At 31.8% G+C, this 18,052-nt stretch carries 16 protein-coding genes and 1 riboswitch; of the genes, 13 read left to right on the top strand and 3 right to left on the bottom strand.

Features of this window, described 5'->3' with window-relative positions; all coding sequences use genetic code 11:
* Window positions 1–183: 183 nt before the first annotated feature.
* From ACUN28_RS16525 to ACUN28_RS16515, 3 genes are all read left to right on the top strand, one after another.
* Window positions 184–1,971, top strand: coding sequence for an ATP-binding protein (locus tag ACUN28_RS16525; RefSeq protein ID WP_016087703.1), 1,788 nt, complete (start codon window positions 184–186; stop codon window positions 1,969–1,971).
* A 221-nt stretch (window positions 1,972–2,192) separates the two neighbouring features.
* Entirely contained in the window at window positions 2,193–4,319 is a 2,127-nt protein-coding gene (locus ACUN28_RS16520) for a peptidoglycan D,D-transpeptidase FtsI family protein (RefSeq protein ID WP_016136706.1), read from the top strand.
* Between the two features lie 338 nt (window positions 4,320–4,657).
* The gene (locus tag ACUN28_RS16515; protein ID WP_016087701.1) at window positions 4,658–5,836 is read left to right on the top strand and encodes a macrolide family glycosyltransferase; all 1,179 of its coding nucleotides are present in this window, start codon (window positions 4,658–4,660) and stop codon (window positions 5,834–5,836) included.
* A 49-nt stretch (window positions 5,837–5,885) separates the two neighbouring features.
* Here the strand turns inward: ACUN28_RS16515 and ACUN28_RS16510 are convergent, their stop codons facing one another.
* Window positions 5,886–6,569: an aspartate/glutamate racemase family protein gene (locus ACUN28_RS16510; RefSeq protein ID WP_016087700.1), complete on the bottom strand. Its 684-nt coding sequence runs from the start codon at window positions 6,567–6,569 to the stop codon at window positions 5,886–5,888.
* 150 nt (window positions 6,570–6,719) lie between these two features.
* Window positions 6,720–6,834, top strand: a riboswitch (SAM riboswitch).
* Between the two features lie 139 nt (window positions 6,835–6,973).
* On the opposite strand from ACUN28_RS16510, the gene ACUN28_RS16505 reads away from it, so the two are divergent.
* The 4 genes from ACUN28_RS16505 to ACUN28_RS16490 all read left to right on the top strand — a co-directional run bounded on the left by ACUN28_RS16505 (window position 6,974) and on the right by ACUN28_RS16490 (window position 10,269).
* Window positions 6,974–7,522, top strand: a complete 549-nt coding sequence (locus ACUN28_RS16505) for an ECF-type riboflavin transporter substrate-binding protein (RefSeq protein WP_016087699.1) — start codon at window positions 6,974–6,976, stop codon at window positions 7,520–7,522.
* 10 nt (window positions 7,523–7,532) lie between these two features.
* Window positions 7,533–9,233 carry an ABC transporter ATP-binding protein gene (locus ACUN28_RS16500; protein WP_016087698.1) on the top strand — a complete coding sequence of 567 codons (1,701 nt, stop codon included), beginning with the start codon at window positions 7,533–7,535 and terminating at the stop codon, window positions 9,231–9,233.
* On the top strand, window positions 9,226–10,026 hold the full coding sequence (locus ACUN28_RS16495; protein ID WP_016087697.1) for an energy-coupling factor transporter transmembrane component T family protein: 801 nt from the start codon (window positions 9,226–9,228) through the stop codon (window positions 10,024–10,026). Before ACUN28_RS16500 ends, ACUN28_RS16495 begins: the two co-directional genes overlap by 8 nt.
* Before the next feature lie 135 nt (window positions 10,027–10,161).
* Window positions 10,162–10,269 carry a YjcZ family sporulation protein gene (locus tag ACUN28_RS16490; protein ID WP_000120182.1) on the top strand — a complete coding sequence of 36 codons (108 nt, stop codon included), beginning with the start codon at window positions 10,162–10,164 and terminating at the stop codon, window positions 10,267–10,269.
* Window positions 10,270–10,361: 92 nt separating this feature from the next.
* Here the strand turns inward: ACUN28_RS16490 and ACUN28_RS16485 are convergent, their stop codons facing one another.
* Both ACUN28_RS16485 and ACUN28_RS16480 read right to left on the bottom strand, forming a co-directional pair.
* A complete protein-coding gene (locus tag ACUN28_RS16485; RefSeq protein WP_016087696.1) occupies window positions 10,362–11,630 on the bottom strand; it encodes a sensor histidine kinase in 1,269 nt (422 codons plus the stop codon).
* Between the two features lie 89 nt (window positions 11,631–11,719).
* On the bottom strand, window positions 11,720–12,601 hold the full coding sequence (locus ACUN28_RS16480; protein WP_016087695.1) for a protein kinase domain-containing protein: 882 nt from the start codon (window positions 12,599–12,601) through the stop codon (window positions 11,720–11,722).
* A gap of 127 nt (window positions 12,602–12,728) precedes the next feature.
* Here ACUN28_RS16480 and ACUN28_RS16475 point away from each other — a divergent pair, with 127 nt between their 5' ends.
* From ACUN28_RS16475 to ACUN28_RS16450, 6 genes are all read left to right on the top strand, one after another.
* Window positions 12,729–13,235: a GrpB family protein gene (locus tag ACUN28_RS16475; RefSeq protein WP_016087694.1), complete on the top strand. Its 507-nt coding sequence runs from the start codon at window positions 12,729–12,731 to the stop codon at window positions 13,233–13,235.
* Between the two features lie 107 nt (window positions 13,236–13,342).
* Window positions 13,343–13,873, top strand: a complete 531-nt coding sequence (locus ACUN28_RS16470) for a hypothetical protein (RefSeq protein WP_016087693.1) — start codon at window positions 13,343–13,345, stop codon at window positions 13,871–13,873.
* A 12-nt stretch (window positions 13,874–13,885) separates the two neighbouring features.
* Window positions 13,886–14,560, top strand: coding sequence for a response regulator transcription factor (locus ACUN28_RS16465; protein WP_016087692.1), 675 nt, complete (start codon window positions 13,886–13,888; stop codon window positions 14,558–14,560).
* A complete protein-coding gene (locus tag ACUN28_RS16460) occupies window positions 14,557–15,972 on the top strand; it encodes a HAMP domain-containing sensor histidine kinase (protein ID WP_016087691.1) in 1,416 nt (471 codons plus the stop codon). Before ACUN28_RS16465 ends, ACUN28_RS16460 begins: the two co-directional genes overlap by 4 nt.
* Window positions 15,973–16,079: 107 nt before the next feature.
* Entirely contained in the window at window positions 16,080–17,066 is a 987-nt protein-coding gene (locus ACUN28_RS16455; protein ID WP_016087690.1) for a zinc-binding dehydrogenase, read from the top strand.
* A 249-nt stretch (window positions 17,067–17,315) separates the two neighbouring features.
* Window positions 17,316–17,915 (top strand): undecaprenyl-diphosphatase, encoded by a 600-nt coding sequence (locus ACUN28_RS16450; protein ID WP_016087689.1) that lies wholly within the window; start codon window positions 17,316–17,318, stop codon window positions 17,913–17,915.
* Window positions 17,916–18,052: the final 137 nt, after the last annotated feature.

The raw sequence follows: 18,052 nt of genomic DNA, 5'->3' as shown, positions 1-18,052 counted from the left end.
GGACTAAAATACATATTGATGAAAGGTTCATTTTATACTTATATTCTTCTCTTTTTTAATTGAAAAATAAAATTTGTTCGAATAATTGTTCTACAGCTATATACCTACAGGCACATTCTTCGTATAATGGAGAAGTATAAATTTTGAATTTGTATTAATTTTACATATTGAGGTGAAAAAGGAATGAATGCGCGGCTAATGGAACTTATTGATGTGAGTACAATAGAAACCATGGCAGAACAATTTTATAAATTAACCAACATATCACATCAACTTCTTGATGCTGAAAAAGAATGTATCTTTTCATTTGGAATAAATGAGATGAAAATATGTAAACTTCCCAAAATTGAAATCCCCATTTTTTTATACAATCAACATTTAGGATCTTTTGTAGTATGGTCAAACAAAAGCGAAATTTTCAATTGTCAAAAATATTTTGAAATGCTTTCAAATCTAATTATAGATGGGGCAACAAAAGTATTTCAAAGTAAAAATACAACGTTGCTTTCTCGAAAAGAGGAGGAACTACATACGATTTTACAAAACATGCCTGTTATGGTAGATGCGCTTGATTATAATGGAGATTTTGTTTTGTGGAATCGTGAGTGTGAAATTGTAACAGGTTATACCGCTGCAGAAATAATAGGGAATCCAAATGCACTTCAATTATTGTACCCCGATCATAAATATCGTCACCAAATACAAACGAAATTTTTAACTCGTGGAAAAAATTTCAGAGATTGGGAAATGCACTTAACATGTAAAAATGGTGAAATTAAAACAATTATGTGGTCCAATATATCAGAACAGTTTCCTGTAACAGGATATAGCTATTGGGCTGTTGGTGTAGATATTACACATTTAAAAGCGATAGAAGGACAGTTAAAACAACAAACGTCTGAATTAGAATTAATTTTTAAAGCTTTACCAGATTTATGTTTTTTAACAGAAGATGATGGCACGATTATAGATTATAAGGCAGAATCTCCTACAAAATTTTACGTACCGGCAGAAGCTTTTATGGGGAAAAAGTTTTTCGAAGTATTACCATCTCCAGTAGCGCAGCAGTTTCAGGAAGCCATTCGTCAAGTGCAGGAAAAAGGAACGAATGTAATTGTTGAATATCCACTTACACTTAATGGAAGTATTGATTTCTTTGAAGCTAGATGCTTACCATTATTACATGATAAAATTATGATCATTGTACGCGATATTACAGAGCGGAAAAAGACAGAAGAATTGCTAAATAAATCAGATACACTTGCAGCAATCGGTCAATTAGCAGCTGGTGTAGCTCATGAAGTGAGGAACCCATTAACAGTCATTAAAGGGTTTATACAGTTATTCCAAATTAATAAAGAAGATCAAGAAAAATATTTCGATCTAATGCTTTCTGAAATTGAAAGAATAGAAGCGATTCTTCAAGAGTTTTTATCAATTGCTAAAACAGATGAAATAAATACAGAACAAAAAAATATTTATCAAATTTACAAAAATGTCGTATCGTTAATGAATACAAAAGCAATTATGACGAATATTCAAGTTGAATTATATGCAGACGCCAAAGATATTAGTATTGAATGCTCAGAAAATCAATTGAAACAAGTATTTATTAATATTTTGCAAAATTCAATCGAAGCTATGCCAGATGGTGGGAAAATTGCAATTTATTTAAAAGAATTAAACGATGATGGTGTCATTATTCATGTAGTAGATGAAGGAATAGGAATACCTGAAGAAAGAATTAAGAGATTAGGTGAGCCTTTTTATAGTACGAAAGAAAAAGGTACCGGTATTGGATTAATGCTAAGTTATAAAATTATTGAAAGTCATCAAGGGAATATAAGTATTATGAGTGAGGTTGGTGTCGGGACAACAGTGACTATTTATTTGCCGAAAGCTCAGAGTAAAGAATCTTTATCATATTGTGACGAAAGATTCGAATCAATACGCCCAATTATTAACTCGTAAATTACTAAATACCCAATAACAAAAGCTAAGCTTTTTGTTATTGGGTATTTTTGTGTTTAATTTAGTAAACTTTACCTTTTCTTTAGATTTGTTTTAATTTCTATTAAGTTTTAAATGTTACATTAATATTTGTACAAAGTAATGTGTGGAAATTGTACGTTGCTTTTAATATAGAAACTAATTTATTATTTGAAATGTTGTAAGGAGGAGATTATGACAAGGTGAAAAAACAAGAGAAAAAAAGAGGTAGAGCAATACCGATGCGGTTAAACATTTTATTCTTTTGTGTATTTTTATTATTTTCTGCCATGATCATACAGTTGGGTAAAGTACAAATCATTGATGGAGAGACGTATAAAAATGAAGTAGAGAAGAGAGAAAATGCAACCGTTAGTCTTTCTGTCCCACGCGGGAAAATATTTGATCGAGAAGGGAATCCAGTAGTTGATAATAAATCTTTACGTACAATTACATATACAAAGATGAAAGGTGTAAAATCAGAAGAAATATTAAAAACTGCAAGACAACTTGCCGACATAATTGAAATGCCACAAGAAGATATTGATAAGTTAACTGAGACAGATAAGAAAGATTTTTGGATGCAATTAAATCCGAAACTGGCTGAAAATCTAGTGTCTAAAAAAGAAATAGATATATTTAGAGAGAAGGATATTAGCGGTAAGAAGCTAGATAAAAAAATAGAAGAGTTAAAAAGAAAACGAGTTACAGATAAAAATCTTCAAGAATTAACAGATAAAGATATAAAAGTATTAGCTATTAAAAGTAAGATGACTTCTGGTTATCAAATGGCTCCTCAAATTATAAAAAAAGATGTTAGTGAAAAGGAATTTACTATAATTAGTGAGGGTTTAGCAAATCTCCCGGGTGTAGACGTTTCGGTTGATTGGGAGAGAGTGTATGTAAATGATGGATTATTCCGATCTGTTCTTGGAAATGTTTCTAATGCCGATGAAGGATTGCCAAGTGAACGATTAGATTACTACTTGGTACGTGATTATAGCCGAAATGATAGGGTTGGAAAAAGTTATATCGAGCAGCAATACGAAGATGTACTTCATGGTACAAAAAAAGAAGTAAGAAGCGTTGCTGATAAACAAGGGAATACAATTAGAACGGAAACAGTTTCTGAGGGAAAGAGCGGTAAGAATTTAACTTTAACAATAGATATGGAATTACAGAAAAAAGTAGAAGAAAGTATAGAAAAAATATTAAAGGCATATAAAGGATCAGAATCCATGTTAGATCGTGCTTTCGTTGTGATGATGAATCCGAAGAACGGACAAGTATTATCCATGGCTGGGAAAAGACTTGTAGAAAAAGACGGAAAAACAGAAGTTGAAGACTATGCATTAGGCACAATGACTAGTTCATATGAGCTTGGATCAACAGTTAAAGGTGCGACAGTTTTAACTGGATTTGAAACGAAAGCTATAACACCAGGTACTTATTTTTATGATACACCTATGAAGTTTAAAGGAACTAAGGAGAAAAAGTCTTGGAAAGAGTTTGGAAATATAGACGATTTAAGAGCGTTACAAGTCTCTTCAAACGTTTATATGTTTAATACAGCATTAAAAATTGCAGGTGTGGATTATGTGAAAAATAGTTCATTAAATATTAAACAGGAGTACTTTGATAAAATGAGGTATTATTTCAGGCAATTTGGATTAGGTGTTCCAACGGGCATCGATTTACCAAATGAAACAGCTGGACAAATTGGTAAAAAAGATAATCAACCAGGTTTCTTATTAGACTACTCAATTGGCCAATATGACACGTATACACCGCTTCAGCTTGTACAGTATATTTCAACAATCGCAAACGGTGGGTATCGAATGAAGCCACAAATTGTTCAAGAAGTTAGAGAGCAAACGTCGCAAAAAGATGAGATTGGTAAAGTGGTGCATTCAGTAGAACCAATCGTTTTAAATAAGATAGATATGAAAGAGGAATATATAAATCAAGTAAAAGAAGGATTTAGAAGGGTATTCCAAGAAGGTGATGGAACAGGAGTAAGGGCGTTCCAAAAAGCATCTTATAAGCCAGCAGGTAAAACAGGGACAGCACAGACTGTATACGGTGGAGAAAGTGATATTGGAAGAAATGAAAAAGGTGAGCGAAGAGAATGTTATAACTTAACGTTAGCAGGATATGCGCCATATGATAATCCGGAAGTAGCGTTCTCTGTAGTTGTACCATGGGTTATTAATGATAAATCTGGTATTAACTCTGATATTGGAAAAGAAGTTTTAGATGCTTATTTTGAATTGAAAAATAAGCGATTGACTGGAGAAACGATGAAAATAGATAGCTCTAAAGAGGATTAAAACATACGAAATGTTATAGAAACCAGTGGCGCCTTTATTTAGGGATAGGCCAAAATGGGTGATGGAGAGGGATAAAATCATTCTATCAATTATTCACGTTTTATAAAAAAATTCATATATTGATAGCATAGGACAAGCTGAAAAGTTTATTCTAACCTCACAGAACACTCCTTATCACGGTTAGGCATCTACTTATGTAGATGCCTTTTTTAATGTATTAACTGACAATTATTTATCAACCTAAAGTAGTAAGTATATTAGGACTATTAGGGGGAGGGTGACGGTAATAATTATAATATGATTAATAAGAGCATTGAAATGTAAGGAGTGAGTAACAAGTGCTAAATATTTTAGTGGTTAATTTCCCGGCAGAGGGACATGTAAATCCTACATTAAGTTTAGTCAAGGCCTTTACTGAACGGGGTGATTACGTACATTATATTACAACAGAACACTTTAAAGGCAGAATTGAAGATTTGGGAGCAACTGTATATACCCATCCAGATTTATTAAAGGAGATTTCTATTGATAGTGAAACTTCATATGGGCTGAATTCTTTCTTTCATGTACATGTTCAAACTTCTTTATATATATTAGAAATTACGAAACAATTAAGTGAAAGCATAAATTTTGATTTCGTAATTTACGATATATTTGGTGCTGGAGAGTTAGTAAAGGAGTATTTACAAATTCCAGGCGTACTTTCTTCTCCTATATTTTTAATTCCTCCAAAATTATTGGAGACTTTACCTTTTCATCCAAATGCAGAAATACAATTCCGACCCGATGAACGTTCTGAAAAGTTACTATGTCAAATGGAACATGAATTTGGAGTAAAGCCTAAAAATAATCTTCAATTTATGCATAATAAGGGAGATATCTCACTCGTGTACACAAGTCGTTATTTTCAACCTGATAGTGATTTGTTCGGAGAAAATAACATTTTTATTGGGCCGAGTATTTCAAATCGTAAAACAAATGTAGAGTTTCCACTTGAATTGCTTAAAGATAAGAAAGTTATTTATATTTCAATGGGGACACTACTTGAAGGGCTCGAACCATTCTTTAATACTTGTATTGATACTTTCTCAAATTTTGAAGGGATAGTCGTAATGGCAATTGGTGATCGAAATGATATTTCAAAAATAAAGCAAGCACCAGACAATTTTATAATTGCTCCATACGTACCCCAATCAGAAATATTAAGTGAAGCAGATGTATTTATTACACATGGCGGCATGAATAGCGTACACGATGCTATTTATTTTAATGTCCCATTTATCATAATTCCACATGATAAAGACCAGCCGATGATAGCACAAAGATTAACTGAACTTGAGGCAGCACATAGGTTATTGAAAGAGCATGTTAATGCGCAAACTTTAAAAGAAGCGGTAACAAACGTTCTTTCAAATGAAAAGTATAAACATGGTATACGAAAACTAAATGATAGTTTTTTAGAATGCGGTGGTTCAAATGAGGCAATTGCAGCTATTAAATCTCTTTTAAATAAATAGTGTGGACAATATAAAAGCATAGAGGTTCAACCTTTATGCTTTTATATTATTATCCCGCAAACTGCACAGCAGTATTTGCATGTAAAAAAGCAGTATCAAAAACAGGAACAGTAAGGTCGTTTTGGGAAATAAGCAAAGGGATTTCAGTACAGCCTAGTAATATACCTTCTGCGCCATTTTGAATTAATGATTTTGTAATTTGTAATAGTTTTTCTTTTGATGTTTCTGAAATAATTCCTTTACTTAATTCATTTAAAATAACATGATGAATAAAATTTCTTTCCTCTTCATTTGGGATAATCGTCTCAATATTATAATTCGCTAAACGTGATTTATAGAAGTCTTGTTCCATCGTTTGTTTCGTACCCAATAGTCCGATACGCTTTATATTTTGTTCTACCACTTCTTTAGCACTCACATCACCAATGTGAAGAAGTGGAATAGATATTGCACTTTCTACTTCTTCAGCAAATAAATGGACCGTATTGGAACACATTAATAAACAATCAGCTCCGGATTTTTCAACCTTTTTTGCAACTGTGACTAATTCGTTTTTCACTTCTTCATATTGATGATTTTGTAACAAAGTAGTTACTTCACCAAAGTCCATGCTATATAAAACAAGCTTAGCATTTTGATCATATTGAGAAAGTGTAAGTGTATTAATATGTTTATAGTATAACGATGTAGATTCCCAACTTAGTCCACCAATTAAACCGATTACTTTCATCATACATTCCTCCCGAAACAATTTTGAATTCATTATTTCATAATTCCGATAAGAATACAATGATATAAATGTGCTATTTAACAAAAAATAAAAATAATTAGAAAACTATTGTAATTTATCTTTCTTAGTGCCATAATACGAATTACAAATTCATACTTATCCAGAGAGGTGGAGGGTACGGCCCTACGAAACCTCAGCAACCCCTATGTAAAATCATAGGAAGGTGCTAATTCCGCAGAGGACACAATGTGTTTTTTGGAGATAAGAGGATTCTTGAACGTGAAAGAAAATGACCTCTTATGCAAGAGGTCATTTTTTGTTGTATAGAAAGGGAGTGTCGATGCATAATTCATTTTTAAAATAAATATAGAGTAATAAAAGTTGACTAATATGAGAGGGGAATTGTAATGAACAAATTATCAACAAAGTTAGTAGCAGCAATCGGAATTGGATCAGCGTTATACGGGATATTAGGACTTTGGGGATTTTCTATTGCACCAAATACATTTATTAAACCTGCATTAGCTATTTTAACTGTTTTTGGAGCGTTATTTGGTCCAGTAGCAGGACTGTTAATAGGACTTATCGGTCATACCGTAACAGATACAATCGCTGGATGGGGTATTTGGTGGGGGTGGGTTATTAGTTCAGGACTTATCGGCCTTGCAATGGGACTCATTCAAAAAAGAGTTGGCTTTAGTGTGAAAAACGGGACGTATAATAAGGGAGATATTTCTTATTTAGCCATTACTGGGTTAATTGGTATTGTCATTGCGATTATATTTGCTGGGGCATTCGATATTATTGTGATGGGAGAACCGTTTGACAAAATTGTTATACAAGTATTAGGAGCAACAATTGCCGATGTTATTGTATTTTTAGTTCTCGGATTGCCAATTACAATAGGTCTAGCTAAATCTAATAAGAAACATACACATTTAAAAATTGAAAAGTAGGGATGTTAACATGCAACCAATTATTTCTTTTGAACAATTTAGCTTTCAATATGAGCATGCGGCACAGCCTACTGTAAAAGACATTACATTTCATATATATCCTGGAGAAAAAGTACTAGTTGCTGGACGAAGCGGTTCGGGGAAATCAACGTTAGCTCATTGTATCAATGGGCTAATCCCATTTTCTTATGAAGGATTTAGTACTGGTAATATTTTAATTGCCGGAAAAGATCCGAGGAAAGAGAGTATATTTGAACAGAGTAAACAAGTAGGAACAATTTTGCAAGATCAAGATGCTCAATTTATTGGCCTTACAGTAGAAGAAGATGTAGCTTTTTATTTAGAAAATGAATGTGTAAATCAAGATGATATGAAAAAGATTGTTTCGGACGCATTAAAAAAGGTAAAGATGCATACTTTTCATAAACAAAGTCCACATGAATTATCAGGAGGGCAAAAACAAACTGTTTCTCTAGCAGGTCTGTTAACGACAAATGCTGATATATTATTGTTCGATGAACCGTTAGCAAATTTGGATCCGCTAAGCGCCTTACATACAATAGAACTTATTCAAGATATACATAAACAATATAATAAAACAATTGTAATTATTGAACATCGAATAGAAGAAATGTTAAACCTGGATTTAGATAAAATTATTTTAATTGATGAAGGTGAAATTGTTGCCATAGGGACACCAGAAGAGATTTTAGCGTCAAATATATTACCATCTATTGGCTTAAGAGAGCCTATGTACATAGAAGTATTAAAGAGATTACATTTTGATAGTAATAATGATGTAATATACCCAATTGAAAATCTTCAAAGGGAAAATGTTAGTAGCGTAATAAATGAGTGGATGGAGAAGCAAGCTTTTTATAAAGATAGTCCTACAAAAAATGAATTATTGAATGTAGAGAATTTGTCGTTCTCATATCCTAATAAACAAAAAGTATTAGATAATGTAAATTTCTCTCTATATAAAGGGGAAATAGTAGGACTGTTGGGCCATAATGGAGCTGGAAAATCAACATTAGCTCATAGTCTTATAGGGATAAACAAAACAAAAAATGATAGGATTTTAATTGATGAAGTAAATATCAATTCTTGGTCTATTCGTAAACGCGGTGAGGTTATATCTTATGTGATGCAAAATCCAAATCATATGATTACACAACATACTGTTATAGAAGAAGTTTCATTCACATTAAAATTAAAAAGGGTTTCAAAGGAAGAGATTAAGCTTAGAGCGGAAGAAGCGTTAAAAGTTTGTGGTTTGTATCCATTTCGAAACTGGCCAATTCAGGCGTTAAGTTATGGACAAAAAAAGAGATTAACAATTGCATCTGTACTAACAACAAATCCGAAACTTATCATATTAGATGAACCGACAGCGGGACAAGATTATTATCACTATAAACAGTTTATGTCGTTTATTAGAAAATTAACTGCAAAGGGAATATCGTTTATTTTTATCACACACGATATGAATCTCGTATTGGAATATACAGACAGAGCGATAGTTTTACATGAAGGGAAAATTATTGCGAATAATACCGCGTCTATTGTATTAGGGCATCTAGAAACGTTACAAAGAGCGAACTTAAGGGAAAGTTCTTTATACAAACTAATTAAATTTAGTGGGATTGCATTTCCTGAAAGGTTTGTAGAACTTTATTTTGATGTTATTAGGAGGGAGGAAGGTGTATAGTACATATTTTCATCGCATGGATGGAGCAGTGAAATTGTTGTTATTTATTTTCTGTATGACACTTACTTTTTTATTTTTTGATTTTCGCATATTGCTATTTGTATTTATGATTGGATGTATCGGACTTTTAGTTGCTAAAATTCCATTTCGTAAAATTTTTATTGTTTTTAGTGTTATATTTACATTTGGTTTATTAAATTCTGTCATGATTTTATTTATTACACCAACCCATGGATCTGAATTAATCGGATCATATACTTCATTTGTGTATATTGGATATGCAACAATTACATACGAAACCGTATTTTATGCAGCTACACTTTCGTTAAAGTATTTTACGTTATTACCATTTACACTTATATTTATTTATACGACTGACCCAAGCGAATTTGTGAGTAGCTTAAGTAAATTTCGTATTCATTATAAGATTACCTATGCAATAAATATTGCATTACGCTATATACCTGATATTCAGTCCGAATATAAAGTTATTAAACATGCACAAGAGGCGAGAGGAGTAGCTTTTGAAAAAGGTGAAGCAAGTTTATGGATTCGTATGAAAAACCGTGTCTTAATTTTCTGGCCGCTAATTATTCATTCACTAGATAGAATTGATACAGTTTCAAATGCAATGGATTTAAGAGGATTTGGAAAGAAGGATAAACGTACATGGTTTTATACAAATAAAGCGAAAAAAGGGGATTTCATGGCTTTATTTGTAGGTGTTTTTATTTTAATTATTGCAGTATATTTAAAGTTACATGTATTTCAAAACTTTTGGTATCCATTTTAAAGCACTCTCAAATGAGTGCTTTTACTTATTTTTATGTAGACATGCTCAAAAAAGGGATATTCACATAATGTATAATACGAACCAGTTAAAATGATCAACTACCTATTAGTTTTCAAACCAAAAGGAGGAGAAAATATGAGTTACGGTGGTTCTTGTGGTTTTGGTGGAGGTTTCGCTTTACTAGTTGTGTTATTTATTTTATTAATTATCGTTGGATGCAGCTGCTGGGGCGGAGGGTACTAATTTCTAATTAGTCTCCACAAATGTAAACTAAAAAAACATAGAAGATACTTATGTATCGAAACAAATAAAAAAGGAGCAATTATGCTCCTTTTTTATTTGTTTTCAGATGAGTTCGTATTACATTTCGGCAATGTAATTGTTAAAGTTGTACCTTTATTAACGAGACTTCGGATTTTTAAACTACCTTGCATCGTTTCAATAATCTTAACAGCAACCATTGTACCTAATCCTGTACCTTTTGTTTTTGTGCTAAAATAGGGTTCGCCAAATCGATTTATTTGCTCTTGTGACATACCAATTCCGCTATCCTCAATTCGTATTATAACTTTATTATTACTAATAGATGAGGAGATATGTAAAGTACCACCATTAGGCATTGCTTCAATACTATTTTTTATTAGGTTTAAAAAACATTGTTGAAAGTGCTGTTTATTACCAACAATTGATGCCCTAGAGAAATCTTTCGTAATATGTATTGTATTCATATTACATAAAGGTAAGATCATATTAATAACTCGAGTTAACTCTTGTTCTACTGAAATATGATCTAATTTTTCTGAAGCAGGTTTGGCAAATGTTAAATAATCATCAATAATTCCTTGGGCACGATGCAACTCTTCAAGTATATGTTCAATATACTCGTCTCTAGATTCTGGAGTTAAATTCGGTGTTTTTAAAAGTTGAGTAAATCCTTTTACGACAGTTAAAGGATTTCTTACCTCGTGCGATATACTAGCAGCGAGTTGGCTCACAATCTCCATTTTTTCCATTTTAATTAACTTCGATCGCATACATACTGCATCTTTTAAAACTTCATTAAAATAAATTACAAACAACATCAAAGTAGTTGGTAATATTATAAAATAAATAATGTATAAATTATTCACTTCAAAATCCGATAAAGTTAATACAATTACAGTTGTAAATATTGCTAGAAAAAATGTTAAAAACATTCCATAAGCTACTTTAACTTTTCTATTATACTTATTAAATTTTGCGGATGCGAACGCTGTAATGATAAACATTGTGCCATAAACGAGTATTGTTAACATACTAAATCCATAAAATGAAAATCTTGTAATTAATAAAATAGCAAACAATATTATACCGACAGGGAAGCCACCATAAAGCGTACCTATTATAACTGGTATTTGTCTTAAATCATGAATACAATTTTCATCCATATAGATAGGATAGCGCATACATAAAATAAGAGGGATACTCGTACAAAGTATAGTAAGTAGCTTTTTATATTTCTTCAAATAGCGCCCGCTATCAAATATAAAATAAAAGATAAAGATACTAATTAAAATGTAAAGAAGATTATTTAATACGTTTTGATTAATATAAACAAAGTCCATAATATTTGCCTCATTATTTTGAATTTCCTTTTCAAATATATTATACATGATAATAGTATAATATATATATTTGTTTAAATAATATAGGTTTATATTTTTTCAGTATTTGACACGTTTACCCACTCTTCATAAAATTCTTCAACTGATGCATATCGTTCAGTTCGGTTTTCATTTACAGCGCGATACGCTATTTCATATAAATCCCTACTTGCTTCCCATTTTGTAAAGGAGCGATCTTTTCCACCACCTAAGAGCACAAAAGCCATTGCGCCCATATTAAACACATTCGTTTTTTCGTCAATTATAGCGTTTAACTCAAATTCCTCTGGTGACATAAAACGTGAGGATCCCCATAGTCGTCCCATTGTATTTATATAGGGTTTCTTATTGTATAAATCTATATCACAAATCTTCGTCTCATTTGTATGAAAATTATATAAAATACTACCGTCATAAAAATCTATTGCTACATAGTTTTTCTTTTCAACATATGTATGGAAAGAAAAAATGGAATTTAAGGATTGAATCTGTTTCATAACAGATAAATGTTTAAATTTATAAAATGGAGAGTTTGGATTTTTATATTTATCAGGAGGCGGGAAACTCCAGTGTGAATGAAGACATTCTCCATCAAACCAATCAAAAATTAATACATATCCAGATTGAACTGGAAAATGTTCAATTAGTTTTATAAGCGAGTCATGCTTTAATTCCTCGTAAAGGGAAACTGATTTTTTTAATCTTTCAATAGCGTCGTTCATAGTTCCTTCATATGCAATTGTTTGTGCCCCTGCATATTTAATAAATTTCTTATGGCCATCTCTTTCTACACCGAAAGATAGATTGCCTGAATCTTGCTGGTCAAAAACCTCAAATACGGTTCCTAATTTCAATAGCCAATCAAAATTATGATGTTCTTTTAATTGAAATGTTATTTGATTCAACTGAATTTCAACTGGTTTAGCTTCCATAATATACCTCGCATTTATTATAATTAAGTTGTATATTTCAGTATTCGACATATTTTGTGAAAATCCTATGTTAATCACATGGAATTTTATAAATATAATAATAAATAATTATAAAAAGGTGAATAAAATGGAAAAACAAATCGTTATTAAACCATATCAAAAAGACTGGCATGAAGAGTATTTAATAGAAAAGGAGAAATTTATTTCATTATTCGGAGGAGAATGTATTGCTATTGAACACATAGGGAGCACATCTGTACAAGGATTAGGAGCGAAACCTCTAATTGATATGATGATTGGTGTAACAGATTTGCAAATTACCGAAAAGTGGATTGATGATCTGTTGAAAATTGGATATGAATATGTACCAAAAGAATCAACTAATTGGCGCTTTTTTAGAAAGGGAAAATGGAGAGCGGGTACCCATCATTTGCATGTTTATATTTATAATAGTGACGAATGGAAAAACAATCTTTTATTTCGAGACTTTCTAACAAAACATGAATGGGCACGCAATGATTATAGAGAATTAAAAGAGAGACTTGCAGCTACATATCCTTTTGATCGAGTTTCATATACAAGTGCAAAAGCACCGTTTATCCAAAAAATAATAAAGGAAGCTAAAAAAATTTAAGGGGTCTTGAAATTCTCATTTTATTTTAATCTTTCTCTCATGTTCCTTTCTTTTTTATTTGATATTCTGCTTGTTACAGAAGCTTTTTAGAAAGGAGCTTAAATGAAATGGAAAAGCTACTAAGAAATAAATCTTTTCATTTATTAGTAAAAATTATAGGCTTAATTATTATTTTTTGTAGTGTAGCATTGTTATTTATTAATGTAATTTACGACAACGTACTAAATGTAAAAGGGTTAAATAAGAAATTAGGTTCTTTCGGTGAGTATGGAGCCATTTTAGCTGCATCGTTATGGTTTTTACATCATGTATGGTTATTTTTTAAAAAGAAAAATATAATTGGGGTTAAGTTGATAAAAGATTTATATTTGTTCATTAAAAAATTTCACGTATTAATTGGATATGCTGTATTAGCTGTATCAATTACTCACGGTGTTTATTTTTTATTAAAAGGAAGTCGGCATATATTCATATTCTATAGTGGTATATTCTCTCTTTTCATTTTAATCATACTAGGGATTGTTGGATTTTCCTTACAGAAGCATAATAAAAAAACAAACTTGAAATTTTATAGAAAAGCACATCAAATCATTGCGATTATATTTGGAATAGGATTACTCATTCATTTAACTGTATAGGAGGAATTACTGTTGCAACACATATTAATTATTGAAGATGAAGAAAGTTTAGCTGATTTTTTAGAGTTAGAACTAAAGTATGAAGGATATAAAGTCGATATACAGTTTGATGGAAGGAAGGGTTTAGAAACTGCACTTGAAACAAATTATGACCTTATTTTACTGGATTTAATGCTACCAGGATTAAATGGACTAGAAGTGTGTCGTAGATTAAGGGCAACTAAAAATACACCGATCATTATGCTGACTGCACGTGATAGTATTATGGATCGCGTGACAGGTTTAGACAGCGGAGCCGATGATTATCTTCCAAAACCATTTGCAATTGAAGAGCTGTTAGCACGTATGAGAGTTATATTTAGACGAGAAGAACATATAGAAAACAAACATGTTTCATCTCTTACGTTCAAAGATTTACAGCTCCAGATTGAATCTCGAACTGTTACAAAAGGAAATGAAGAAATCGAACTTACAAATAAAGAATTTGAACTCTTGCTTATGTTTATGAAAAATATTAATAGAGTACTTACCCGGGATGTTTTATTGGATCAAGTATGGGGATTTGACGCAATGGTTGAGACCAATATCGTTGATGTATATGTTCGTTATTTACGTAACAAGTTACATAGTGTGGATAAGGAGGAATATATCCAAACGGTCCGCGGTGCTGGATATATAATGAAATGATTAAAAATATTGTACATCGACTTAGAAATCTTCCTGTAAAATGGAAATTAACACTTTGGTCCACTACACTAGTATTTATTTTATTCATTTTATATAGCGCTTTGCAGTTTATTGTAATTAATAAGTGGACTATAGATTATGAACAGAAACAAATAAATAGGCAAGGGACAGAAATAGCGGCATATTTCCAAGATAAAAATGATACCCTTTCGAGTAAAACGTTTGAAAACAGTAAAAATTTCTTAAACAATATGATTGATAAGCATCAAATGATTCGTATTATCGGCATGGATGGGAAACCAATTGTTACTGTTTCACGAGATTTTAATGAAGCGTGGATAAAGCCAAAACAAGTTACACAAGAGGAATCATTTATAAAAAGACATATAGAAGATCGCATATTAGTTAAGCGCATACCAATTCAAACAAAAGAGTTCACTGGCACTATTGAACTTACGAAAAACTTAGAGGCTTTTGATCATTTATTAAAAATTATTTTAGTGGTAATGGTTATTGCCGGGATATGTGGCTTAATCCTCAGTTTTTTAGGTGGTGTACTAATCACGAAAAAGCTATTATCAAGTGTTCAAAATATAACGGATACGATGGAGCGTATTAAGAAAAATGGGCTAAATGAACGGGTTCCAGTACGTGAAAATAATGATGAACTTGCAAAATTATCGTTTCTTTTTAACGAAATGATGGATGAAGTAGAAACTTCTTTTACACAACAGAAACAGTTTGTAGAAGATGCATCTCATGAACTGAGAACCCCATTAACAATTATTCAAGGCCATTTGTCGATGTTAAATCGGTGGGGTAAAAATGATTCAGCAGTTTTAGATAAATCGCTCCAATCTAGTTTAAAGGAAGTCGATCGTTTAAATAAGTTAGTTTTAGAGTTGCTAGAACTATCAAGAGCTGAATCAGAACAGATGCATCCAATAGCAACTGAGCCAGTCCATATAAATAGCATATTAAAACAAGTTACACAAAATTTTGCTATACTTCAAACTGAATTTCAATTTGATATGCAATTGGATGGAGATGCAGCATATGTCTTAATACCATCATCTTACTTAGAACAAATTCTTATTATCGTAATGGACAACGCAGTAAAATATACAAAAGAAGTTAATCAATATATTTGTATTGAATCTAGAGTACAATCAGAGAAAGTTAAAATTCGTATTATAGATCATGGATCAGGGATACCCGAAGCTGATTTACCTTTTGTCCTTAACCGTTTTTATAGAGTGGACAAAGCAAGGAGTCGAAAAAAGGGTGGAAACGGTTTAGGTTTATCTATTGCCAAACGACTTGTAGAGAGATACAACGGAGCTATTCAAATAGAGAGTATAGAAGGCGAAGGAACAATCGTTACGATTACACTGCCTACGATTTCACTTTAATAGATTGAAAAGAAGGGATGTTTTTACATTCCTTCTTTTTTTACAGTCAAATTATTTTGCTTATTTCGAACTTTCTAGTACATTAGAATCATTAAGGGGGAATAAAAATGAAAGCTATCGTACAACAATATAAAGCAGGAGTTGAAGGAGTAGAATATAAAGTATTACCTGAGATAACACCTAACGCTGGAGAAGTTAAAGTGAAATTAAAATCAGCAGGTTTAAATCATCGAGATTTATTTATAATGAATAATAGAAAAGAAATGCAATTACCATTAATTCTAGGATCAGATGGTGCAGGTATTGTTACGGGGATTGGAGAAGATGTTTCAGGTGATTTATTACAAACCGAGGTTATTATAAATCCTAGCATTGGATGGGAAAATATTGCCGAAGTACCCGAGTTACCAGAGGTGCTAGGTGGACCGAGAGATGGGACGTTTGCTGAATATGTGATTGTACCAGCTGAAAATGTAGTAGCAAAACCGTCATATCTTACTTGGGAAGAGTCTGGCGTCTTATCTTTATCGGCACTAACTGCATACAGAGCGCTTTTTACAAAGGGTAGATTAAAGTGTGGAGAACATGTTTTAATTCCGGGGATAGGCGGCGGTGTAGCGACATTTGCCATGTTATTTGCGAAAGCGATTGGCGCAAAAGTAAGTGTTACTTCGAGGATAGAGAACAAAAGGAAGTTTGCCGAAACATATGGCGCAGATTTTTCTTTTAATAGTTCTGGAAATTGGGAAGAGAGTTTATGCGGAGAGAAAGTAGATTTAATAATCGATAGTATAGGTCCAGCAACATTCTTAAAATACTTTGATGTATTAAAACCAAATGGGAGAATTGTTAATTTTGGTGCAAGCTCAGGAGATAAAATTGAATTACCATTACGAGCATTATTTTATAATCAAATCGATATTATGGGGACATCTATGGGTAGCCGTGAGGAATTTCATGAAATGGTTAAGTTTATAGAGAAACATAAAATTAAACCAATTATTGATAAAGTATATTCATTAGAAGAAGCCCTTCAGGCGTTAAATCGTATGGAACAAGGCGAACAATTTGGTAATATCGCACTTCGTATGTAATAAAAATATGATTTCGCAACTAGTATATTTACATAACTATGTTATGTATTATGTATATGAAAAGTATGTAATTCGTCTTGTTTTAAAGGTTTTTCAGCTTTATACATAATTAGCCATTATAATTAGCCTTAATATTGTCAAATCAGTACTAGTAAAATGAGAATTAGATGAGAAAAGTTTCAGCCCATTTTCATATTGATGTTGTATACTGTGTAAATCAAGAACGCATTTATGTAAGGAGAGAGTATTATGAATTACACAGTATTTCAATGGTTTAATAATTTTGCTGGATCGTCCAAACTATTAGATACGCTAATGATTGCTATTACAAATAGTGCTGTCTATGTAGCAATTTTGTTTATGTTTATTTTATGGTTTAATAATGGAAAGAAAGTCAATGCCATTAAAAAACAATACACAGTGTTATATACGACACTTTCAGTCATTATCGCATTACTAGTAAATGTTGTGATACATGCGGTATATTACCATCCACGTCCGTTTGTATCACATGATGTACATCAATTAGTGCCACATACAGCAGACTCATCATTTGTTAGTGATCATTCTGTACTTGTATTTTCCATTGCATTTGTATTTTTACTTAGAGGAGAAAAACTTAAATATGTCGCTCTTATTTGGGCAGTATTAGTTGGTGTATCACGTATGTACGTAGGAGTTCATTATCCTCTAGATATACTTGGTGCAGCTTTCTTAACATTTATTACGAGCGGTTTAGTAGTGCAAAGTACACGTATGTTTGAACCGATAGCAAAATTTGTATTTAAAATGTACGCATTGGTAGCGAAACGAATTCCTTTTTTAGCGAAATATAATCATATAGCTTAATTTTTATAAATAACTATTTATAGGTTTGTTAAAAAGTTCCCCTTTGGAAATCCAGAGGGGAACTTTTTTATTGTGCACAAGAAGAGGGCATATGCATTAAATGAGTGGTGAAAGAAAAACTGAGTTAGCATCTATTA

Source organism: Bacillus sp. WC2507 (assembly GCF_052656125.1).
The sequence above is the reverse complement of the archived record's forward strand: the minus strand, read 5'-3'. Positions and strand labels throughout refer to the sequence as shown.